The sequence below is a fragment of the Streptomyces sp. NPDC054883 genome (genome assembly GCF_053610645.1).
Window position 1 is genome coordinate 57,394 of record NZ_JBSGYT010000019.1, and the last position, 20,366, is coordinate 77,759.

The following is a 20,366-nucleotide window of genomic DNA, read 5'->3' on the forward strand; positions in this document are numbered from 1 at the left end:
AGCGGCTGCCGAGGGCCGAATGAAAGAAGTTGCTCGAAATTGGGCCGTAGCAAGCAGGTTCAAGCATGAACAGCGCGGCGGCTCGGGGCTGTGGCTCAGGCGCCGCCGTCGAGCCGCTCGATCGCCACCAGCGCCGCGTCGTCCCCCAGCCGGCCCCGCGGCGCATGCCGGAGCAGGTCCGCGCAGAGGTGGCGCAGCAGGCCTTCCGGGCCGCCGCCGGTCCAGGCGGCGGCCCGCTCCGTCAGGGGGTAGAAGGCACCGGCCTCGTTGCGGGCCTCGATGACCCCGTCCGTATACAGGAGCACCAGATCGCCGGGCTCGAAGGCGAAGGACTGCGGGGTGAAGCCACCGAGTACCAGTTCGGAGAGTCCCAGCGGCGGTGCCGGCTGGGTCACCTGGAGCGGGACGGCCCGGCCGCCGCGCAGCAGCAGCGGCGGCGGGTGGCCGCAGCTGATGACCCGCAGGACCATCTCGGCGTCCGGGATGTCGACCACGGCGGCGGTGGTGAAGCCCTCCCCCGGCGGCCGGCCGCCGTCTTCGTGCGTGTCGTCGTCCATGTCGGCGGCGACCGCACCGTCGAGGTAGGCGACCAGTTCGTTCAGCGCGGCCTTGCGGTGGGCGGCGGAGCGGAAGGCACCGAGGACGATGGCCGCCTCGCCGACCGCCTCCAGGCCCTTGCCCCGGACGTCCCCGATGAGCAGCCGGGTGCTGTCGTCGGTGCGGGCGGCGGCGTACAGGTCACCGCCGATCCGCGCCCCGGCCTCGGCGGCCAGGTAGACCGAGGCCAGCCGCAGGGGGCCCATGCGCTCGCGCAAGGGCCGCAGCAGGACCTGCTGCGCCGTCTCGGCGACCGATCGGAGCTGGGTGAGCTGCGCCTCGTGCACCTCCCGCAGGTGCGCGAAGAAGGTGACGAACACCGAGATCAGGATGAGCGCGACGATCTGGAAGGTGTGGTTCAGGTCGGTGGCGGTGGTCCTGACGATGGCCACCGCCACCTGCGCCGCGACCGCCACGGCGCCGACGAAGGCGGTCGCCCGGGGCCCCGCGAACGAGGCGGTGACGGCAGGGGCGGCGGCCAGGAAGGGGCCCAGATGGACATCGGGCGGCGCCAGCACGTCGACCGTGGTGACGACCGCGATCAGCGCCAGGGGAACGGACCACATCGCCATGCGCGGTTCCCGGTACCGGCGGGTCCCTCCGTGCTGCGGCCGTAGGTCCATGACTCCTGCATACACCCGCGCTGCTCCCTCCCGCGCAGGGGCGCGCACCCGGCCGAGCGGTATCCGCACCCGCCACAGCCCGGCGGACACCGCGCGGGAACCACTCGTACGGGCCTCGGCGGACCGGGAGGGTGACGCTCTGTCCGGCGGACGGCGAGACCTCGTACGGGGGTCAGAAGTCGAGCGGTACGCCCGGGCTGACGGCCAGGCGCGGCGGGGCCGCTGCGGCGTGCCGGTGGCCGCAGGGGTCGAAGACCAGGACCACGGGCTCCCCCGGGCGCTGGCGCCAGGAAATCCGTTCCGCACGGGCGGCGCACACCGGGCAGGGCGGCAGTGGGGCGGACCGCGCCCCGGGGCTCTCGGGCGCGGCCGTGAGCGTCGGCGGCGCGGTGTGCGGGTCTCGCATGGCGGCTCCCTGGTCCGGGGTTGTGCTGCTGGCACTGTGCCATGCGCGGCGCTTCGTACGCACGGGCGATTCGCCCCGGGTTCCGGCAGGTCACGGGGCGCTCACGGGCCCGGCCCGCCGGTGCGGCGCTCAGCCGCCCCTGGGCCGCCGGCGCGAAAACGCCGGTGCGCGGAGGACCGTACGGTTCCTCGCGCACCGGCGCTGGTGTGCCGTGCCCGCTCAGCCGAGCTTCGCGACCTCCGGGTGGGCGTCCAGCCAGGCCCGGACGGCCTGCTGTTCCTTGCCCTTGCCGGTTTCCTGGATCTTGGCCTCCAGACCGGTCAGCTGCTGCTCGGTGAGCTTGAACGAGCGCATCCGGGCGGCGACTTCCGGCTCGTCGGCGGCGAAGCCCTTGCGGGTGACGGTGTGGATGCCGTCACCCTTGCCCCAGGCGTCCTGCGGGTCCTGGAGCTTCTTCATGTCGTACGAGGCGTAGGCCCAGTGCGGGGACCAGAGCACGACCGCGACCGGTTCCCGCTTGGCGTAGGCCCGCTTGAGTTCGGCGAGCATGCCGGGGGTGGAGCCGTCGACCACCTGGTACTCGCCGTCGAGGCCGTATTGCGGCAGGACCTTGTCCTTGAGCATCGTCATCTCGCCCGCGCTGGGCTCGATGCCGATGATCCGGCCCTTGAACCGGCTTCCCTTGCCCTTGAGGTCGGCGAGCGAGGTGACGTCCTTCATGTACGAGGGGACGCTCACTTCGAGGGACGTCGGGCCGTACCAGGAACCCAGGTCGTCCAGCTGGTTCCCGTACTTCTTCCAGTACTCGGCCTGGGTGACCGGCAGCCACGCGTCGGTCTGGACGTCGATCTGGCCGCCCGCGAGGCCGGTGAAGAGCGCGCCCAGCTCCAGCTGGCGGGCATCGACCTTGTAGCCGCGCCGTTCCAGCAGCTCCTTCCACAGGAAGGTGGAGGCGATGCCCTCGTCCCAGGGGATGTAGCCGATGCTGACGGTGCGGCCCTTGCCGGTGTCGGGGAGGCCGGAGGCGGTCGCGGCCGGGGTCCCGCCGCCGAACACGCCGAGGCCGCCCGCGACGAGGGCCAGGACCACGACGCCGCTCAGGGCGTGTACCGGCTGGGGCCGGTGCTGCCACACCCGGGCGGCGCCCCGCTTGGCGGCGCGGGCCTTGGCGAGGGCGCGCCGGCCGAGCGGGGAGACCTGGCGGCCGAGGGCGCCGGTCATCCGGTCCAGGTACATGGCGAGGATGACGATGGAGATGCCGGCCTCGAAGCCGAGGCCGATGTCGACGCTGCCGATGGCGCGGTAGACGGCGCCTCCGAGTCCGCCGCCGCCGACCATGCCGGCGATGACGACCATGGAGAGGCCGAGCATGATGACCTGGTTGATGCCGGCCATGATCGTCGGCAGGGCGAGCGGCAGCTGTACCCGTACGAGGGTGTTGCGCGGGGTGGTGCCGAAGGCGTTCGCGGCCTCGACCAGCTCACCGTCGACCTGGCGGATGCCGAGCTCGGTCATCCGGACGCCCGGCGGCAGCGAGAAGATGATGGTCGCGATGATGCCGGGCACCACGCCGACCCCGAAGAAGACGATGCCGGGAATGAGGTAGACCATCGCGGGCATGGTCTGCATGAAGTCCAGGGCGGGCCGCAGTACGGCGCTCACCCGGTCCGAGCGGGACGCCCAGACGCCCAGCGGCACCGCGATCACGAGGGTGACCAGGGTGGCGACCAGGACCAGGGAGAGCGTGGACATCGCGTCGTCCCACAGGCCGATGGAGGCGACGAGTGCGAACCCGGCGAAGGCCAGCAGGCCGGCGAGCAGCCCGCGCAGCCACCACGCGCCGACGGCGAGGATGCCGGCGAAGAGCAGCGGGGCGGGGGCGGAAAGGACGGCGTCGATGCCGTCGTAGAGGCCGCTGACCAGCGCGCTGATCGCGTCGAAGAGCCAGGTCAGGTGGCGCTGGAGGAAGTCGACGCCGCTGTCGACCCAGGCGCCGAGAGGGATGCGGGGCATCACGCGGCCACCTCCGCGCAGCGCATCGGCGGCCGCTGTTCGTCGCCGATGAAGGCGATGAGGCGGTCCTGACCGACCGTGCCGACGACGGCGCCGTCCGCGCCGGTGACGGCGACCGGGTGCGGGACGCGGGCGCTGACGGCGCACAGGTCGGCGAGCGGGGTGCCGGCGCTGACGGTCGGGCAGGCGCAGGCGTCCGCGTGCGGCTCGGGCTCGTCCATGACGGCGTCGGCCGTCAGGACCCGGGAGCGGTCGACGTCCTGGATGAAGGAGGCGACGTACTCGTCGGCGGGCCGGACCAGGATGTCCTCGGCGGTGCCCTGCTGGACGATCCGGCCGTCGCGCATGACGGCGATCGAGTCGCCGAGCCGCATGGCCTCGTTGAGGTCGTGGGTGATGAAGACGATCGTCTTCTTCAGGGTGCGCTGGAGTTCGAGCAGCTGGTCCTGCATGTCACGGCGGATCAGCGGGTCGAGGGCGCTGAAGGACTCGTCCATCAGCAGCAGGTCGGCGTCCGTGGCGAGGGCGCGGGCGAGGCCGACGCGCTGCTGCATGCCGCCGGACAGCTCGTCGGGCCAGGAGTTCTCCCAGCCGCCGAGCCCGCACAGCGCCAGCGCCTCGGCGGCGCGCCGTTCGCGCTCGGCCCGGGGGACGCCCTGGACCTCCAGACCGTAACCGGCGTTCTCCAGCACGTTCCGGTGCGGGAAGAGGGCGAAGTGCTGGAACACCATGCTGATCTTCGTGGAGCGGACCCGGCGCAGTTCGGCCGGAGCGAGCCCGGTGAGGTCCTCCCCGTCGAAGAGGATGCGTCCCGCGGTGGGCTCCAGCAGTCCGTTGAGCATGCGCAGGAGGGTGGACTTGCCGGATCCGGACAGACCCATGACGACGAAGATCTCGCCGGGCTCGACGCGGAAGGAGGCGTCGATCACGGCGGCCGTGACGCCGTCGGCCCGCAGTTCCTCGCGGTCGGTGCCGCTTTCGAGCGTGCGGATCACCTCCGCGTCGCCTTCGGCGTCGCCGGGTCGTCTGCCGAACACCTTGTACACGTGCTCGGCCTGGAGCGTGGACACATACACCTCGCGGGTCGTGGGGATACGGCTCGCGCGCGGTGGGGCGGCGCGGACCGTGGAGCGGTGCGGGATCCGCCCGCCCCTCCCGCCGGCCATGGGACAGGCTGGTGGAAGGTTCCGTTCCAGATCCGCTCGTTCCCTCCTCCATTCAGTGCAAACGCAAAGGTGATCTACCTCACGGTGAAGGCGCGAATGGCGGCGGGCATACGACGACGCACGCCGCCTGCGGTGGCGACGTGCGTCGGGTGGTGCCGGCTTCGGCGGTTGCGTTCGCGGGTGCGAGCGGCTCAGCCGCGGCGCGCGGGCGCGGAACGCCCGGCCAGAGCCTCGGACGGCTCCGGGTCGGCCAGCATGGACTTCCGGAGATGGGTCAGCAGCCGGGTCAGCAGACGCGAGACCTGCATCTGCGAGATGCCCAGGGCGGCACCGATCTGGGCCTGGGTGAGCTCCTCGCCGAAGCGCAGCTGGAGCATCCGGCGCTCGCGGTCGGTGAGCCGTTCGAGCAGCGGGGCGAGGGTCTGGATGTCCTCGACCAGCTCCATGGCCGGCTCCTCCTCGCCCATGACCTCGGCGAGGCTCTGGCCTTCGGTCGCGTCGCCGTGCTCGGACTGCGGGGCGTCGAGGGAGCCGCTGGTGTGACCGTTGGCGGCGACCAGCCCCTCGACGACCTCTTCCTCGCTGAGGCGCAGGTGCGCGGCGAGATCGGCGACGGTCGGCGAGCGGTCGAGCCGCACCGTCAGCTCTTCCTTGGCCTTGGCGATGTCGATGCGCAGCTCCTGGAGCCTGCGCGGGACGTGGACCGCCCAGCTGGTGTCACGGAAGTGCCGCTTGATCTCGCCGGTGATGTACGGCATCGCGAGCGTGGAGAACTCGTTCTCCAGCGTCGGGTCGAAGCGGTCGATGGCCTTGATCAGACCGATGGTTCCGACCTGGACGATGTCCTCGATGTCGCCGCCCTCGCCCCGGCCGCGGAAGCGGCGGACGGCGTACTGGACGAGTGAGGCGTTCATCTCGATCAGCGTGTTGCGGACGTACTGGTACTCCGGGGTGCCCTCGGACAGCTCTCGCAGGCGGGAGAAGAAGACCTTCGAGAGTTCCCGCGCGTCCGACGGGGCCACCTCCCGCGGGTCCTCGATCAGCGGGAGACCCGCCGTGCAAGGACGGAGGCGGGGGACGGGGACTCCCGTGTCGGCCGGACGAGCGGTGTCGGCGGTGCGGGAGGAGGGGACAGGGACCGGCATGGGGGTTCGCTCCTTGGGCTGGTCGGCTTGCGGCGCGGGACCTTGACTGCGGTAGATGTTGGACTGCTTCCGCTCTTACGTCAAGAAATACCGGAAACACGTTTCGCGTATTGCGCCACCTGAATCGGGTGTCGCATCATGAGCGTATGGGCAGTCCGTCTCAGCGACATAATTGGACATTTTTGACGAATCATGCTCGCGTCCTGGTGGCCATCGCCCGGGACCCGGGCGTACGCCTGCGGGACGTGGCGATGACCTGCGCCCTGACCGAGCGCACCGTCCAGGCGATCGTCACCGACCTGGAGACGGACGGCTACCTGCGGCGCCTGCGGGACGGCCGCCGCAACCGGTACGAGATCTCCGGCAACGCCCTGTTCCGCCACCCCGCCGAGGCGGGCGTCCAGGTCGCCGGCCTCCTCGCCCTCCTCGCCGGCGCCCCGACCCAGCACCAGCCCGAGACCGGCACGGAGTCCGAAGCGGGGGCGGGCGTCGGGGTCGGGGGCTAGGGCGTGTCCGGCGGATCAGGGTCGGATGGTCCCTCGGTCACGCCTGTGGCCGGGATCACCGTCAGAGCACCCGGAACGCGTCCACCGGGCGGTCGCGGTGGAAGGTCAGCCGGTCCCAGGCGGGGAAGGCCAGGTCCGTGAGGGCGAGCAGGGTCCCCGAGGGGTCGTAGAGGGCGCGGCGCACCGTCAGCCCACAGGCGGGGGCCGCGCGGACCGCCGGGTGGGCGGTGCGCGTCATGGTGAGGGTCTCGACGGTCCGCCCCTCGTTCGCGGCCCGCTCCAGCCAGCGCTCCAGGGGCGCGAGGTCCAGGTCCCGGGCGGCCACGCGCTCGCGCAGGTCCGCCAGCTCCGGGGTGCGTGCCACGACGCGCGGGCAGAGGTACGTCACGGCGTGCCGGCGCGTCTCCCCCGCCGGGCCGAGTTCGCGGTGGTGGTGGACGAGCGTCCGCTCCCCGCCGCGCATCCCGAGCATCGCGGCGAAGGACGGCGGCACGCTGACGAGCGTGAGCCGGCCCTGGGTGGCGGCGGCCGGGCCCCCGCTCGGCGGGGCGGCCGGGGGCGTAGGGCCGGCTGCGCCCGGTGCGGGGCGGGTTCCGCGCCGCCCGGTGACGATCAGCCCCTCCGCCCGCAGCTGCTGGAGCGCGGCCCGGACCGTCTGCCGGTTGACCCCGTAGCGGGCCGCGAGACTGCGCTCGGAAGGCAGCTTGCCGCCCGGGCTCCGCGCCGCTCGGGCGAGTTCCTGCCGCAGGGCGACGGCGATCCGCTGGTACTTGGGCATGGCGGCCGGGCCGGGCATGACTTCTCCTCTGACGGGGGCCAAGGGCTGCGGTCTGCCGTCCAACGTAGCAGTGGTCTATACCTTTGACACGGATGCGCCGCGCAACCGGAACCACCTTGGCCGAATCCCTACCCCTGCTGGTTGCGCAGCGGGTTCGGCAGCGGCAGGTAGCGCGCCTCCGCGCCGTCCGCCCGGGTCCACCGCAGCAGCAGGTTCGTCTTCGCGGGCAGGGCGGGGGCGGTCAGCAGCCCGGCGATCTCGGGCAGCCCGTGGGCGGCGTCGAAGCGCAGCAGTTCCTCGCGGACCGCGGGCCACAGCTGCCCGGCGACCCGGGGGTGCCGGTCCGCCAGCGCCTCCGCGATCCCCGCCAGGTGGTTGACGACCAGGCAGTAGACGAGCCGCTGCCACGCGGCCTCGCGCGGAAGGTCGGCCGGCAGCTTGACGCCCTCCGCGTCCCGGAAGACCGCCTGGACCGGCAGGCCCCGGCCGTCGACGGCGACCAGGCAGTTCTGCAGGTGGGCCTCCAGGACGATCCCGTGCCGGGCGAACAGCCCCAGCACCGGCGGCACCATCTGGCGCAGGTACGCCCGCCACCACGCGGCCGGGTCCGGGGCGGACGCGAGCGGGCTTCCCTCGAAGCCTTCGGCGAGCGCGGCCGCCAGCAGCGGGCCGGCTCCGGGCAGGAGCCGCCCGTGCAGGCCGTCCCGGACGACGACGGCGAGTTCCTCGAACGCGAAGCCGGCCGTCCGGTACCCCCGGTCGGAGAGCCAGACCCCGTTCGATCCCGCCCGGCGCAGATCGGCGAAGGCGGCCCGGACCGCGTCGTCCGTGCGCCGCAGCCGCAGCAGGTCGTGCCGCCACAGCCGGCGCACGTCGTTGGTGATCCGCACATCGAGGCTGAACTTGACGAACACGTCCCGGGCCGGGTCCGGCACGTACAGGGTCCGGACCGAGGCGGTGGGCCAGACCGTCCCGCCGCCCGGGCCGAGCCGCACCAGCCGCCCGTCGGCGAAGGCCTCGCGCACCGCCGGGCGGTCTTCGACCAGGGCCAGCTGCCACGGGTGCGCGGGCAGCAGCCGGTACCCGGCCGGCGCCCGGGGGCCGTCCAGGACGCCGGCCAGTGCCTCGATCGCGGCGGCGACGGCGGGGCCGCCCTCCTCCACGGCCTGGTCCTCGCGCACCCCGAGGAAGTGGAGCGGGAAGCGGGCGTGCGCCTCGGGGGCGTAAGGCAGCCAGCTCGCGGCGGGGGCGCCGCCGCGGGCCTTGGGGGCGGGGTGGTGCGGATGCCCCATGACCAGGGCCTGCTCCGAGCGGACGTACGGGTCCGCCGGGGTCTCGGCCGCTGCGCGGGCGGCCAGCAGCGCCGCGACCGTGTCCCGGCTGTCGTTGATCTCGGCCGGCAGTTCGTCGTTGGGGACACCGGTGTACCGGCGCAGCTCGTCGGCGCTCAGCTTCACCAGCTCGGCATGGCTGAGCCGGCGCCAGCCGTGCGCCGTGCCCAGTTCGGGCCGCTCCGCCCGGCGGACCCCGCGCGCCCGCAGCAGCCGCCCGCTGCCGCGCAGCCGGTGGACGCCCTCCTCCCCCGTGGGATCGGCCGCCTCCCGCAGCAGGCAGTTCAGCAGTGGGGTGGAGGCGTAGGCATCGGCGGCGGCGTTGAGGTCCACTGGTTCCATTCGATCCATTCGGTGATCATCACCGATCATCGGGTAAGACAATTATGAGAGAGGAGCGGGACCCTGGACCGCAGTACGCACGCCCCCCGCCCTTCGGCCGAGGAAACGGTCGCCGCCGAACTGGGCGAAGTCCGCCCTGGACTCGGCGCGCCCTACGCGGCCGCGCTGGGTGGTGCCCGGGCGGCCGTGCTGACCCGGCTGTGGCGGGCGCTGGCGTTCGAGCCGCTGCCCTGGGTGGAGCGCCGCGAGAGCGGGCCGGACTCCTTGGTGGTGTTCACGGCCGGGGGCGGGCGGCTGGAAGGCCCGCTGCCCGACCCGTACGCCACCGCCGACCGGGTGACGGAGCTGCGCCTGGACGGGCGCGTCCACCGGCAGCCCGCGCGGCTGATGGCGGCGCTGGACGTACCGCACGGCGCCGGATTCGCCGCCGAACTGGACCACAGCACGGCCTCGCTCGCCCTGTCCCGGGCGGGGCAGCCGCGGGCGGACCTCGACGGCGCCCCCGAGACCGGCTGGCAGTGGGAGCAGCGGGTCGTCGACGGGCACCCGTACCACCCCAACTGCCGCGCCCGTCCCGGCTTCTCGGTCGCGGAGGAGCTCGCGTACGCACCGGAGCACCGGCCGGTGGTCGAGCTCGGGACGGTGGCCGTCCCGGCCGGTGAGTACCTGGTGACGGGGAACTGGCCGGACCGGCTGCGGGACGCGAACCGGATCCTGATCCCGGTGCACCCCTGGCAGGCGGAGCACGTCCTGATGGTTCCGGCCGACGCGGCTAGGGCCGGCCCCGGCATCCCGGCGCATCCGCTGATGGCACTGCGGACCCTCGCCCCGGCCGGCGGCGGCGCCCATGTGAAGACGGCGCTCAGCACCCGGCTCACCTCCTCCGTGCGGGACATCTCCGGCCGGTCGGTCGAGACGGCGACGGCCGTCTCCGACTTCGCGCAGGTGCTGTGCGAACGGCTCGGCGGGCGCCTGCACGTGACCCGCACCCTGGGCGCGGTCACCGCGCACAGTCCCGACCTGGCGGCCGTGCTCCGCGAGCCGCCGGAGACGTACGCGGGCCCGGGCGAGCAGGTGGTGCCGGTCGCGGCCCTCGCGGGCACGGTGCCGGTACGGTCGGCGGCCTGGCGGGGGCAGTTCGCCCGGCTCGTCCTGTCGGTGTGCCTGGAGGTGCTGGACCTCGGGGTCGCGCTGGAGGCACACGGGCAGAACCTGCTGGTGGTCCTCTCCCCCGACGGCGCCCCCGTCCGGCTCGTGTACCGCGACCTCGGCGACATCCGGATCAGCCCGGCCCGGCTGGCCCGGAACGGTCTGCCCGTGCCGGCCGTGCCGGGCCGGCAGATCACGGACGACGTGACGGCGCTGCGGCGCAAGGTGTTCGGCTCGGCGGTGGCCGGGGCGCTCGCGGCCACGGTGGGCTCGGCACGGGCGCTCGGCGATGCCCTGGCGGAGCTGGACTCGCTCGCGGCCACCGCCGACAGCGCGGCCCTGGCACGGGAGCCGCTCCCGGTGAAGGCCCTGACCCTGATGCGGCTGAGCCCCGGAGTACCCGGCGACCAGTGGGCGGAGCTGCCCCATCCGATCGCCGCCCGACGGGGCGGGCCTTGAGGCCCGGGAACATGGCCGGTACCTCGTACCTCCATGCCGTACGGGCGTCGTACGACGCCGTCGCCGAGGACCAGGGGCTGTCCGGCCGCTCTTTCGACGCGCCAGGCCGGCCGCCTTCGCCGAACGCGTGCGCGGAGACGGGGCGGTACGCGGGCTCGCGGTCGCGGTCGCGGTCGGGTGACATCGCGGACGGCCGTCTCTTCGGGCTCGACGTGTACGGGACAACACCACCGTACGTCGTGGCGGGCCGGCCGGCCGGAGCCGGGCTCGCGGAGGCGGCGCGGCCGGTGCGGGAGCCGGAGGGCCACGAGAAGTACCCGCAGGTGTTCCTGTCGGCGCGCGAGCCCTCGGCATGACGTCGGACCGGGCCGTCACTGCCGGCGGCACGGGAAGGTAACAGCGGTTTGGGCCGTTCGGGGGGCAACTCGCGCTTTGCTGGCCCGCCTTCGGCCCGAACGCTCCGGCCGGTGGCAGGAAGGAGGGATGAGCCTTCACCGCCGTCTGGTCCTGATAAGCACGGCCGCCGCCGTACTCTCCACCGTGGGGGCGGGTGCCCGGGCCTCCTCCCGCAGGCTTTCACGAGGCCCTGATTTCGGGGCCCTCGCCCGGGCGATGGACGGCCGGGTGATCCTCCCCGGCGACCGGGACTACCCCGAAGCCCGGCAGCTCTTCCAGCCCCGCTACGACGCCGTCGCGCCGGGCGCGGTGGCCTACCCGGCGCACGCCGGTGACGTGGCCGTCTGTCTGGATTTCGCCCGGCGCTGCGCCGTACCCGTGGTGCCGCGCGGCGGCGGGCACAGCTACGCGGGCTGGTCCACCGCCGCCGCCGGGCTCGTGGTCGACGTCGGGGCCATGGCCGCGCTGGCCGTCGAGGGGGACGGGGTGCGGATCGGCGCCGGGGCCCGGATCGGGGACCTGAACAGCAGCCTCGCCGCCCGGGGCGTGGGCATCCCGACGGGCCTGTGTCCGTCGGTCGGGATCGCCGGACTGGCGCTCGGCGGGGGCATGGGCCTGGCGTCGCGGGCCTACGGAACCACCTCCGACGCCCTCACCGGGGTACGGGTGGTCACCCCGGACGGGGTCGTCCGCGAGGCCGACGCCGGCCGGGACGCCGACCTGTTCTGGGCGTTGCGCGGCGGCGGGGGCGGGAACTTCGGCGTCGTCACCGAGTTCCGCTTCCGTACCCACCCGGTCGGCGACGTCGCCTCGGCGGAACTGCGCTGGCCCGGTGCGGACGGCGCGGCGGTGCTCGACGGCTGGCAGCGCTGGCTGGGCGGGCTCCCGGACCCGTTCTGGAGCCACCTGGAGTTCCTCGTCGAAGCGGGCGGCGACGACGCCCCCGCCGTCAGGGTGCTGTGCTTCGACGGGCGCCACGAGCTGGAGCGGGAACTGGAGCGGCTGTCCGGCCTGGTCGGCCGCGACCCGCAGGACGGCTCGGTCACCGTGCAGGGGTACGGCGACACCGTACGGACCATGTCGGGGTGCGCCGGGCGCGGCGCCGCCCAGTGCCGGCTGCCGGGCCGGCTGCCCGGCCGGGACCCGCGGGGGCAGGTCGGCCGGCACTCCTACGCGGGCCGCTCCGACTTCTGGGCGGAGCCGGGACTACCGGAGGCGGCGGTCCGGGCCGTGCTGGACGCCGTACGACGCTACCGGGAGGCGGTGCCCGCGGGCGGCCGCGGGGTGGTGCAGTTCCTCGGGGAGTGCGGCGGTGCCATGAACCGCCCGGCGGCCACGGCCACCGCCTTCGCCCACCGCGACCACGCCTTCCTCGCCCAGTACCTGGCCTACTGGCCCGACTCGGCGCCGGCCGCCGAGGTGGCCCGGCACCAGCAGTGGCTGGACGGGCTCTGGCGGGACCTGCGGCCCTGGGCGAGCGGCAGCGCGTACCAGAACTACGTCGACCCGAAGCTCGTCGGCTGGCGCGAGGCCTACTACGGCCCGAATCTCGCCCGGCTGGAAGAAGTCCGGCGCACCTACGACCCCGCCAGGCTGTTCCGCTTTCCCCAAGCCATCTAGGGAGCCCTTGCATGCGACGTACGTTGACGATGGCGGCGGCCACGGCCGCGCTGGCGCTGGTGGGCGGGCCGCTGGCGGTCACCGAGGCGAGCGGCGCCCCCGTCCTCGGGCGCTGGTCGGCCGTGGAGGCGCAGGCGTTCTGGACGCCCGAGCGGATGGCCTCGGCACGGCCCGCGCCGCCGGGGCCGGACGCCTCCCCCCTGCCGGACGCCTCTCCCGATCCCGCGGAACCCGCCGCGGGCGCCGCCGTTCCGGCTCCGTCCGCCTCCCCCACCGCGACCCCGATGCCGGTCCCGGCGCCGACGCCCGCGGTGACGCCGACGCCGACGCCTTCGCCCACCGTCGCGGCCGTGCAGCCCGGCCGCGCGCCCGATCCGGCCTACGCGGCCGCGGCCGCCCACCCGGGCACCGGGCGCGACTTCGACGGCATGCCGGTCGTGGGCCGGATGTTCGTCATGACGGGCGGCGGGGCGTACTTCTGCACCGCGAGCGTGGTCTCCTCCCCCGGCCGCGACCTGGTGATCAGCGCCGCGCACTGCCTGCTCGGCGCGGACGCCCGGCAGGTGGCCTTCGTACCGCACTACAGGGCCGACAAGCCGCAGCCGTACGGCATGTTCCCGGTGCTGCGCGATTCCGCCGGGCGCGCCAAGGTGTGGATCGACCCGCGCTACCGGCGGGAGGGAGCCGACCGCGCGGCGACGCTCGACGTGGCCTTCGCCCAGGTCGGGCCCAACTCCTCGGGGGCCCTGGTGGAGGACGTCGTCGGCGGGAACCGGCTGGTGACGGGCGCGGCCTACGCACAGTCCTCGGTCACTCTCGTCGGCTACCCGGCGGCCGCGGCGCGGCCGCGCCTGTGCGTCAACCGGACGACGAAGTTCACCAGCGCCGATCCGAAGATCCCGGGTTCGTTCCAGCGGATCGACTGCACCGGCTATCCGGGGGGCACCAGCGGCGGGCCCTTCCTGACGCACTTCGACCGGCGGAGCCTCACCGGTGACGTGATCGGGGTCATCGGCGGCTGGAAGACCGGCGGCGACACGGACGACACCTCGTACAGCTCCTACTTCGGGGCGGAGATCAGGGCGCTGTACGAGACGGCAGTCGCCTCGGCGCGGGTGTCGCGGGCGACGCGGGCGGCCCGGGCCGGGTGAGCGGCCCCGGCTGCGCGTGCACCCGTACCCAACGGGTGCGGCGCGGATTGCCGACGGTGGGCGGGGTCGCCGGGACCTCCTCGGCGCTCAGCGGGTCCGCCGGGGCCAGGGCGAGCTGACGGCGCAGCTCTGCGAGGGCGGTGTGCACCGGGGCGAGGATGACCTCGGCGCGCGGGTGGATGCGGGCCAGCGCGTGCGCGGTGGTCTCGATGGTCTCGGCGGCGTCCTCGGCGGCGCTCCGGCTCCACCCGCCGGGCCCGCAGGTGCCCCAGGGCGCGACGGCGTCGTAGAGGTGACAGGCGGCATCGGCCGCGGCGTCGGCCCGTTCACCGACACCCGGCGCCGCGTTCATCGGCAGCAGCTCCATGCCGGGTCAACGACCGGAGCCCGCCGGGGGGAACGAGCAGGCCCTACCGGATCCGCCGGGCCACGGCGTGCGCGGCGGCGGCCGCCGCTCCGGCCGGGCCGAGGCCGAGCACCGCGTCCCGGGCCCGGGCGGGCCGCAGCACCCCGGCCGCGACGACGAGCCCCATGAATCCGACGGCGGTGGCGAACTCGCGGCCGTCGACGTCCGTGACAGGGGCCGATACCGGGCCGGGACGCGGGGAAGGCGGGCGCGCAGGGCGGGCACGCGGGTGCAGGACCAACGGGCCGTCGTGACGACCTCTTCCAGGTCGCGGACGGCCCAGGCCGCCGCCAGCCCGAGGGTGACGGCGTTGACGGGTCGCGCCGGTCGCGGCGTCGGGGAGGGGGTCATGAGACGACAGTCTGCAACCAGAGGGGCAGCAGCAGGAGGGAGACGACCGAACTTTTGATCACCACGGAGGCGGAGAGGCCGACCCCCACGTCGTAGCGCTGCGCGAAGATGAACAGGTTCTGCGGGGTCGGCATCGCGGCGATCAGCACGAGGTAGGCGAGCCAGTCCCCGCGGACGCCGAACACGGCCCCGCAGACCAGCCACGCCAGCAGCGGGAAACCCAGGCACTTGACCGCGATCAGGGCCGTCTCCTCGCGCGTGGTGTCCCGCAGGCCGAGTCCCGTGCCGCCGAGGTGCAGGCCGAGCGCGAACAGGGCGACCGGCGAGGCGCTGTCGCCGACGAACGCGGCTCCGTCGAGCACCACCTTCGGCAGGTGCACCGACAGCAGGTTGAACACGATGCCCGCGTTGCAGGCCAGCACGAGCGGGGTGACGAGAGAGGCCCGGACCGCCCGGGCGAGGCGGATTCCGGGGCCGCCGGCCGCCGCGCCCGCGCGGCCCAGCTCCATGATGGCGATGACGATCAGGGACAGCACGCAGACCTGGAACAGCAGCACCGGGAAGATGGGCGCCGCCGTCCCGAACACGGTGATGAAGACCGGGACGGCGAAGTAGGCCGTGTTCACCTGGACGCCCGCCATGACGCGCAGCGCGACGGCGCGGGGCTCGCGTATGCCGTAGGCGACCGCGCCGAGGACCACGCAGAGCACCGCGAGGGCCGCGGTCGCCGCGTAGCCGCCGATGGCGCGCCAGTCGAAGAGGGCGCCGAGGTCGCTCGCGTAGATGTTGCCGAACAGGTAGCAGGGGACCGCGAAGAGGAAGGCGTAGTCGGCGAACACCTTGGACGCTTCGGGCGGAACCGTCTTGCGGCGCGCCAGCAGCACCCCGCCGCCGAAGGCCAGCAGTACCGGCACCAGCTTTTCGAGTGCGGCTGCCCCGCCCATGGGTACGGTCCTCCTTGATCGACCGGGTGCAGCCTATCCGTACGCGCCTTCGCCGTCGCGGCCGCATAGTCTGGCCCGTCATGAGCGACGCACCCGGGGCGACGGCCCCCTCACCCGCCCCCGTCCGGGGACCGCGTGCGGTCACCCGGTTCGCCATGGTGCTGCGGACGCCGGCCCGGCCGGGGGAGCCGCTCTTCGCGCGGGCGCCGCGCCGCTGGCAGCGGTGGGCGCCGGTCGTCGTGACCGCCGTCTTCGTCGTGGCGCTGCTGCCGGTGACCATCGCGGTGCTGACCAACGACTACCAGGCGGGCGGCGGCTGGGCGGGGGCGCTGGGCGTCGCGCAGACGGTGCCGCTGCTGCTCGCCGTCAGCCGGCCGCTGGCCGCCTGGGGCATGGTGCTGTTCGCGGACACCGCCGGGGCGGTGCTGCTGATCCACGCCGACGAGGTGGCGGGGCACGCCTGGCCGTGGACGCCGATGGGCATCGTCGGCTACCTGCTGCTGATGGCCTGTCTGGGGCTGCGCGAGTCCGTCCGGACGCTGGTCGGGGTATGGCTGGCGACCGGCGCCGCCGGGGTGGTGCTGGGCTTCTTCGCGCCTGCGGGGGTGACGGACACCGCCCCCCTCCTCTTCGTCCTCGGCGGCACGTTCCTCGCGCTGACGGGGGCGCTGCGCGTGCTGGGCGACGCCCAGCAGCGGATCGCGGAACAGGAGGGGATCAGCGAGGCGGAGCGGTCCCGGCGCACCCTGCTGGAGGAAAGGGCCCGCATCGCACGGGAGTTGCACGACGTGGTGGCGCACCACATGTCGGTGATCACGGTGCAGGCCGATTCCGCGCCGTACCGGCTGCCGGGCATGGCGGAGCCGGTCCGGGAGGAGTTCGCGGCGATCGCGGCCAGTGCCCGCGAGTCGCTGGGCGAGATGCGCCGGCTGCTGACCGTGCTGCGCGGCGACGGCGGCGACGGGCCCGCCGGTGAACGGGCTCCGCAGCCGGGGATGGACCGGCTCCAGCAGCTGGTGGAGGCCACCGTACGGGCGGGGCAGCCGGTGGAGTTGGCCCTCGCGGCGGGGGCGGAGCGGGGCGTGCCGCCGGCGGTGGACCTGTCGGCGTACCGGATCGTGCAGGAGGCGCTGGCCAATGTGGTGCGGCACGCGCCGGGGGCGCCGGCCAGGGTCTCGGTGACACGGTCCGCGGACGGGCCCGACGAGGTGCTCGTGCTGGTCGTCAACGGCCCGGCACGCGACGCCGTGGTGGCGGTGGAGACCTCGGGCACGGGCCACGGTCTGGTCGGGATGCGCGAGCGCGTACGGTTGACGGGAGGGACGCTCGACACCGGCCCGCTGCCCGGTGGCGGCTACCGCGTCGCCGCCCGCCTGCCCGTGAACCCTTCGGCCGAGGAGGCCAGTTGACCATCCGCGTGATCATCGTCGACGACCAGGCGATGGTGCGCGCCGGGTTCGCCGCACTGCTGTCCGCACAGCCCGACATCGATGTGGTGGGCGAGGCGCCGGACGGCCGCGAGGGGGTGCGGGTCTCGCGCACCGTGCACCCCGACGTGGTGCTGATGGACGTACGGATGCCGGAGATGGACGGCCTCACGGCGGCGCGGGAGATCCTCACACCGCCGCCGGGCGTGGTGCACCGGCCGAAGGTGCTGATGCTGACCACCTTCGACATCGACGACTACGTGTACGAGGCGCTGCGCGCGGGCGCGTCCGGTTTCCTCCTCAAGGACGCCCCGCCGGCGGACCTGATCGCGGCGGTCCGGATCGTCGCCTCGGGCGAGGCGCTGCTGGCGCCTTCGGTGACGCGCCGGCTGATCGCGGACTTCGTGCAGCAGCGCCCGGCGCCCCGCAAGGACCCGGCGCTGCGGTTGAACGGGCTGACGCCCCGTGAGACCGAGGTACTGGAGCTCATCGCGCGCGGGCTGTCGAACCAGCAGATCGCCGGACGCCTGGTGGTGGCGGAGCAGACGGTCAAGACGCACATCGGGCGGGTGCTGGGCAAGCTGGACCTGCGGGACCGGGCCCAGGCGGTGATCTTCGCGTACGAGGCGGGGCTGGTCCGGCCCGGCGACAGCGCCTGAGTTCCGCGCCGCGTCTCCTCCACCCCCTACCCAGGTATGAACTCCGACTTGGCTCCACGGTCCGACGTCGGGGTCCGCACCTCCTTCCTACCTTCTGCCTCACCACGAGGAGAGGGGAAAGCGGATGCGCCGCTTCGGAAGGACGCTGGCAGCCGCCGCGCTGACGGCGACACTGGTCGCGGGCACCGCCGGATGGGCGGGCGCGGACAGCACGGCGCCGGTCACCGGCCCGCCGCCGGGCACCGCCGGCTGGCTGGCCGAGTCGCTGCCGGGGCGGCCGCTGCCCGACCCGGCGACCGCGTCGGCGCCCGAGGTCGCCCGGTTCTTCGCGGGGCTCGACGACGCCCGGCGGCGAGCACTCCTGAGCCGCCACCCGCTGGTGGTGGGCAATCTGGAGGGCGCGCCGGTCACCCTGCGGTACGAGGCCAACCGGCTGGCGATCACCGCCACGGGGGAGGCCCGGTACGCCTCCCTCGCCCGTCCCGGCCGGCAGATACTCTCCTTCGACCCACGCGGCCGGGGTCAGGTCGCCGAGGTGTTCGGCGACCTGGAACACGCGGCCCACGTCGCGGTGATCGTCCCGGGCTCCGACAACGACGCCACCGGCCACGACACCGCGCGCAAGCCCGCCACCGGGCCCGCCGGGATGGCCCGGGCGCTGCGCACCGCCACGCAGGGCTCGGGCACCGCCGTGGTGGCCTGGACGGGTTACACCACTCCCGTCGGCGTCGGCCTGGACGCGGCCGAAGGACGGCTGGCCGAGGCCGGCGCCGCCCGGCTGGCCCGGTTCACGGCGGGGCTCGACGCGGTCGGCGCCCCCGACCCGGCGCTGTTCTGCCACAGTTACGGCTCGGTGGTCTGCGGGCTCGCGGTCCGGCACACGGACGCCGCCGACATCGTCGCGTTCGGCTCGCCGGGCATGCGGGCCGGCAGCGCCGCCGCACTGCGCACCGGCGCCCGCGTCTGGGCGGCCCGGGGCCCCTCCGACTGGATCGCCGACGTCCCGAACGTCGAGCTGGCCGGCCTCGGCCACGGCGCCGACCCCACCTCCGCCGCGTTCGGCGCCCGCCGGGTGCCCGCCGCCGACGTGGACGGCCACACCGGCTACTTCACGCCCGGCACCCAGTCCCTGACGGCCTTCGCCGCGATCGCGACGGGGGACGTGCGATGAGCGCCCTGACCGCGCTGCGGGCGACCGCCGCCCGGATCGAGCAGCGCACCCCCGCGCACCGGGACCGCGCGATCGACGGGCTGCGCGCCCTGGCGCTGCTGGCCGTACCGACCGGGCACTGGCTGCTCGGCGGCTTCACCCTCGACGCCGGGGGCGGCCTGCACAACGCGAGCCCGCTGTCGGCCTTCGGCGGTCTGGCCCCGGCGAGCTGGGTGCTCCAGATGCTCGGTGTCTTCTTCCTGGTCGGCGGCTACGCCTCCGTGCTGTCCTTCCACCGCCGCGCGGGTTCGACCCGGGCCTGGCTGGGGGGCCGGATCGCCCGGCTCGGCCGTCCGGTGCTCGGCGTGACGGCCGTGTGGGCCCTGGCCGCTCCGGCGCTGTACGCGCTCGGCGTGCCGGAGGCGACGCTGCGGACCGGCGCGACGCTGGTGGTCCAGCCGCTGTGGTTCGTCGGGGTATACGTGGCGGTGACCGCGCTGACCCCGTACTGCGTGCGGGCGGCGCGCCGGCTCGGCGGCTGGGCGGCGGCCCCGCTGCTGGCCTCCGTCGCGGTGGTGGACTTCCTGCGCTACGGGCCGCCGGCCGGCTCGGTGCCCGGCTGGCTGGCACTGCTGAACATCCTGCCGGGCTGGCTGTTCGCGTACCAGCTGGGCGTGGCCTGGGGCGAGGGCCGGATCGGGCGGCGCGGGGCGTGGACGCTGCTGGCGGGCGGGCTCGCGCTGTTCGCGGCGCTGCTGGTGGTGTTCCACTATCCGGCGTCGATGGTCGGGGTGCCGGGGGCGGCGCGGACCAACTCGCACCCGCCGTCGCTGCTGGTACTGGCGCTGGCCGCGGCCCAGTCGGGTGCGGCGATGCTGCTGCGCGACCGGCTGGCGGGGCTGCTGTCGCGGCCCGCGCTGTGGGCGCCGGTCGTGGTGGTCAACCTGTGTGCGATGACGATCCTGTGCTGGCACCAGAGCGCCATGCTCGCCGCTGCCGTACCCGGCTCGTTCGCCGGGGAACTGGCGGGTCTGACGACGGCCCCCGACAGCCTGGGCTGGCTCGCGGCTCGCCTCGCCTGGATGCCGGTGTTCGCGGTGCTGCTGGTGGGCATCGCCCGCTACGCGCGCCGCTTCGAGGAGCCGTGGACCCGGGCGACCGCGGTCCGCCGGACGCTGGCCGGCGTGCTGGCGGCGGGGTTCGCGGTGTTCGCCCTGGGTCTGGCGTGAGGGGCGCCGGTACGGGCCGTCAGGCGATGGAGGCGGCGACGATCGCGGCCACGGCGAGGTTGCAGGACGCGGTGACCCAGACCGCCGGGTGGGGCTCCGGGTCGACGACGATGGCGCCGAGCTTTCCGGGGGTCACCAGGTCCAGCACCAGGAAGGCCACCGCCATCAGCACCAGCCCGAGCACGCCGAACGCCGCGGTGGACAGCAGGCCCTTGCCGAAGTCCTCGTAGGTCGTCCAGATCGAGGTGAAGACGATGCCGCCGATCCCGAGCAGCGCGGAACTGAGCAGCAGCGCGGCGTTGCGGTTGCGCTCCTCCCAGATCTGCTGCGGGAGCTTCCCGGGGGTCAGTACGTCCACCAGGACGATGCCGAGGACCAGCAGCACCAGACCGAGGGCGCCGAAGGCGCTGGTCCGGCCGAGTCCGTCGAGTATGTCGCTCATGGGGAAGCCTGTCTGCGCGTGGGAACCGGGGAGCGGGCGGGAAGGGGGTTGCACCCCCGCCGTGGGCCGGGCGAAT

Annotated in this window: 20 protein-coding genes; 9 read left to right on the top strand and 11 right to left on the bottom strand. The window is 74.4% G+C overall.

Annotated features, from left to right (window positions below; all coding sequences use genetic code 11):
* Positions 1–95 precede the first annotated feature (95 nt).
* The 5 genes from ACWGH1_RS16510 to ACWGH1_RS16530 form a co-directional block, all read right to left on the bottom strand.
* Complete coding sequence (locus ACWGH1_RS16510; RefSeq protein ID WP_453408754.1) at positions 96–1,169, bottom strand: PP2C family protein-serine/threonine phosphatase; 1,074 nt, start codon at positions 1,167–1,169, stop codon at positions 96–98.
* A gap of 223 nt (positions 1,170–1,392) precedes the next feature.
* The gene (locus ACWGH1_RS16515; RefSeq protein WP_453353442.1) at positions 1,393–1,626 is read right to left on the bottom strand and encodes a hypothetical protein; all 234 of its coding nucleotides are present in this window, start codon (positions 1,624–1,626) and stop codon (positions 1,393–1,395) included.
* Positions 1,627–1,845: 219 nt separating this feature from the next.
* The gene (locus ACWGH1_RS16520; protein WP_453353443.1) at positions 1,846–3,639 is read right to left on the bottom strand and encodes an ABC transporter permease/substrate binding protein; all 1,794 of its coding nucleotides are present in this window, start codon (positions 3,637–3,639) and stop codon (positions 1,846–1,848) included.
* Positions 3,639–4,709 (bottom strand): quaternary amine ABC transporter ATP-binding protein, encoded by a 1,071-nt coding sequence (locus ACWGH1_RS16525; RefSeq protein ID WP_453353444.1) that lies wholly within the window; start codon positions 4,707–4,709, stop codon positions 3,639–3,641. Before ACWGH1_RS16525 ends, ACWGH1_RS16520 begins: the two co-directional genes overlap by 1 nt.
* Before the next feature lie 287 nt (positions 4,710–4,996).
* Positions 4,997–5,950, bottom strand: a complete 954-nt coding sequence (locus tag ACWGH1_RS16530; protein ID WP_453353445.1) for a SigB/SigF/SigG family RNA polymerase sigma factor — start codon at positions 5,948–5,950, stop codon at positions 4,997–4,999.
* 182 nt (positions 5,951–6,132) lie between these two features.
* Between ACWGH1_RS16530 and ACWGH1_RS16535 the strand changes: the two genes are divergently transcribed.
* Complete coding sequence (locus tag ACWGH1_RS16535; RefSeq protein WP_453353446.1) at positions 6,133–6,456, top strand: MarR family transcriptional regulator; 324 nt, start codon at positions 6,133–6,135, stop codon at positions 6,454–6,456.
* 61 nt (positions 6,457–6,517) lie between these two features.
* Here the strand turns inward: ACWGH1_RS16535 and ACWGH1_RS16540 are convergent, their stop codons facing one another.
* Positions 6,518–7,252 (bottom strand): GntR family transcriptional regulator, encoded by a 735-nt coding sequence (locus ACWGH1_RS16540; protein ID WP_453408755.1) that lies wholly within the window; start codon positions 7,250–7,252, stop codon positions 6,518–6,520.
* Between the two features lie 110 nt (positions 7,253–7,362).
* Positions 7,363–8,916: an IucA/IucC family protein gene (locus ACWGH1_RS16545; protein ID WP_453353448.1), complete on the bottom strand. Its 1,554-nt coding sequence runs from the start codon at positions 8,914–8,916 to the stop codon at positions 7,363–7,365.
* Positions 8,917–8,970: 54 nt separating this feature from the next.
* On the opposite strand from ACWGH1_RS16545, the gene ACWGH1_RS16550 reads away from it, so the two are divergent.
* The 4 genes from ACWGH1_RS16550 to ACWGH1_RS16565 all read left to right on the top strand — a co-directional run bounded on the left by ACWGH1_RS16550 (position 8,971) and on the right by ACWGH1_RS16565 (position 13,682).
* On the top strand, positions 8,971–10,515 hold the full coding sequence (locus tag ACWGH1_RS16550; RefSeq protein ID WP_453353451.1) for an IucA/IucC family protein: 1,545 nt from the start codon (positions 8,971–8,973) through the stop codon (positions 10,513–10,515).
* Positions 10,516–10,526: 11 nt separating this feature from the next.
* Positions 10,527–10,871, top strand: coding sequence for a hypothetical protein (locus ACWGH1_RS16555; RefSeq protein ID WP_453353449.1), 345 nt, complete (start codon positions 10,527–10,529; stop codon positions 10,869–10,871).
* A 127-nt stretch (positions 10,872–10,998) separates the two neighbouring features.
* Positions 10,999–12,531 carry an FAD-binding oxidoreductase gene (locus ACWGH1_RS16560; RefSeq protein ID WP_453353450.1) on the top strand — a complete coding sequence of 511 codons (1,533 nt, stop codon included), beginning with the start codon at positions 10,999–11,001 and terminating at the stop codon, positions 12,529–12,531.
* Positions 12,532–12,542: 11 nt separating this feature from the next.
* The gene (locus ACWGH1_RS16565) at positions 12,543–13,682 is read left to right on the top strand and encodes a trypsin-like peptidase domain-containing protein (protein ID WP_453408756.1); all 1,140 of its coding nucleotides are present in this window, start codon (positions 12,543–12,545) and stop codon (positions 13,680–13,682) included.
* Here ACWGH1_RS16565 and ACWGH1_RS16570 read toward each other — a convergent pair.
* The 3 genes from ACWGH1_RS16570 to ACWGH1_RS16580 all read right to left on the bottom strand — a co-directional run bounded on the left by ACWGH1_RS16570 (position 13,609) and on the right by ACWGH1_RS16580 (position 15,383).
* Positions 13,609–14,049 (bottom strand): hypothetical protein, encoded by a 441-nt coding sequence (locus tag ACWGH1_RS16570; protein ID WP_453408757.1) that lies wholly within the window; start codon positions 14,047–14,049, stop codon positions 13,609–13,611. The genes ACWGH1_RS16565 and ACWGH1_RS16570 overlap by 74 nt on opposite strands.
* 43 nt (positions 14,050–14,092) lie before the next feature.
* A complete protein-coding gene (locus ACWGH1_RS16575; protein ID WP_453353818.1) occupies positions 14,093–14,215 on the bottom strand; it encodes a hypothetical protein in 123 nt (40 codons plus the stop codon).
* 220 nt (positions 14,216–14,435) lie between these two features.
* Positions 14,436–15,383 carry an AEC family transporter gene (locus ACWGH1_RS16580; protein WP_453353819.1) on the bottom strand — a complete coding sequence of 316 codons (948 nt, stop codon included), beginning with the start codon at positions 15,381–15,383 and terminating at the stop codon, positions 14,436–14,438.
* 80 nt (positions 15,384–15,463) lie between these two features.
* Here ACWGH1_RS16580 and ACWGH1_RS16585 point away from each other — a divergent pair, with 80 nt between their 5' ends.
* From ACWGH1_RS16585 to ACWGH1_RS16600, 4 genes are all read left to right on the top strand, one after another.
* Entirely contained in the window at positions 15,464–16,792 is a 1,329-nt protein-coding gene (locus ACWGH1_RS16585) for a sensor histidine kinase (protein ID WP_453353820.1), read from the top strand.
* Positions 16,789–17,469 (top strand): response regulator, encoded by a 681-nt coding sequence (locus ACWGH1_RS16590; RefSeq protein WP_453353821.1) that lies wholly within the window; start codon positions 16,789–16,791, stop codon positions 17,467–17,469. The genes ACWGH1_RS16585 and ACWGH1_RS16590 overlap by 4 nt, the downstream gene beginning before the upstream one ends.
* Before the next feature lie 124 nt (positions 17,470–17,593).
* A complete protein-coding gene (locus ACWGH1_RS16595) occupies positions 17,594–18,640 on the top strand; it encodes an alpha/beta hydrolase (protein WP_453353822.1) in 1,047 nt (348 codons plus the stop codon).
* A complete protein-coding gene (locus tag ACWGH1_RS16600; protein WP_453353823.1) occupies positions 18,637–19,848 on the top strand; it encodes an acyltransferase family protein in 1,212 nt (403 codons plus the stop codon). The genes ACWGH1_RS16595 and ACWGH1_RS16600 overlap by 4 nt, the downstream gene beginning before the upstream one ends.
* 19 nt (positions 19,849–19,867) lie before the next feature.
* Here ACWGH1_RS16600 and ACWGH1_RS16605 read toward each other — a convergent pair whose 3' ends face one another.
* Complete coding sequence (locus ACWGH1_RS16605) at positions 19,868–20,290, bottom strand: DUF350 domain-containing protein (RefSeq protein WP_453353824.1); 423 nt, start codon at positions 20,288–20,290, stop codon at positions 19,868–19,870.
* Between the last annotated feature and the right edge of the window lie 76 nt (positions 20,291–20,366).

Excerpts from the sequence above, each read along its gene's own strand:
- ACWGH1_RS16510 (WP_453408754.1), bottom strand. The coding sequence starts at position 1,169 with ATGGCGATGTGGTCCGTTCCCCTGGCGCTGATCGCGGTCGTCACCACG.
- ACWGH1_RS16515 (WP_453353442.1), bottom strand. The coding sequence starts at position 1,626 with ATGCGAGACCCGCACACCGCGCCGCCGACGCTCACGGCCGCGCCCGAG.
- ACWGH1_RS16520 (WP_453353443.1), bottom strand. The coding sequence starts at position 3,639 with ATGCCCCGCATCCCTCTCGGCGCCTGGGTCGACAGCGGCGTCGACTTC.
- ACWGH1_RS16530 (WP_453353445.1), bottom strand. The coding sequence starts at position 5,950 with ATGCCGGTCCCTGTCCCCTCCTCCCGCACCGCCGACACCGCTCGTCCG.
- ACWGH1_RS16540 (WP_453408755.1), bottom strand. The coding sequence starts at position 7,252 with ATGCCCGGCCCGGCCGCCATGCCCAAGTACCAGCGGATCGCCGTCGCC.
- ACWGH1_RS16545 (WP_453353448.1), bottom strand. The coding sequence starts at position 8,916 with ATGGATCGAATGGAACCAGTGGACCTCAACGCCGCCGCCGATGCCTAC.
- ACWGH1_RS16555 (WP_453353449.1), top strand. The coding sequence starts at position 10,527 with ATGGCCGGTACCTCGTACCTCCATGCCGTACGGGCGTCGTACGACGCC.
- ACWGH1_RS16560 (WP_453353450.1), top strand. The coding sequence starts at position 10,999 with ATGAGCCTTCACCGCCGTCTGGTCCTGATAAGCACGGCCGCCGCCGTA.
- ACWGH1_RS16565 (WP_453408756.1), top strand. The coding sequence starts at position 12,543 with ATGCGACGTACGTTGACGATGGCGGCGGCCACGGCCGCGCTGGCGCTG.
- ACWGH1_RS16570 (WP_453408757.1), bottom strand. The coding sequence starts at position 14,049 with ATGGAGCTGCTGCCGATGAACGCGGCGCCGGGTGTCGGTGAACGGGCC.
- ACWGH1_RS16575 (WP_453353818.1), bottom strand. The coding sequence starts at position 14,215 with ATGGGGCTCGTCGTCGCGGCCGGGGTGCTGCGGCCCGCCCGGGCCCGG.
- ACWGH1_RS16580 (WP_453353819.1), bottom strand. The coding sequence starts at position 15,383 with ATGGGCGGGGCAGCCGCACTCGAAAAGCTGGTGCCGGTACTGCTGGCC.
- ACWGH1_RS16585 (WP_453353820.1), top strand. The coding sequence starts at position 15,464 with ATGAGCGACGCACCCGGGGCGACGGCCCCCTCACCCGCCCCCGTCCGG.
- ACWGH1_RS16595 (WP_453353822.1), top strand. The coding sequence starts at position 17,594 with ATGCGCCGCTTCGGAAGGACGCTGGCAGCCGCCGCGCTGACGGCGACA.
- ACWGH1_RS16600 (WP_453353823.1), top strand. The coding sequence starts at position 18,637 with ATGAGCGCCCTGACCGCGCTGCGGGCGACCGCCGCCCGGATCGAGCAG.
- ACWGH1_RS16605 (WP_453353824.1), bottom strand. The coding sequence starts at position 20,290 with ATGAGCGACATACTCGACGGACTCGGCCGGACCAGCGCCTTCGGCGCC.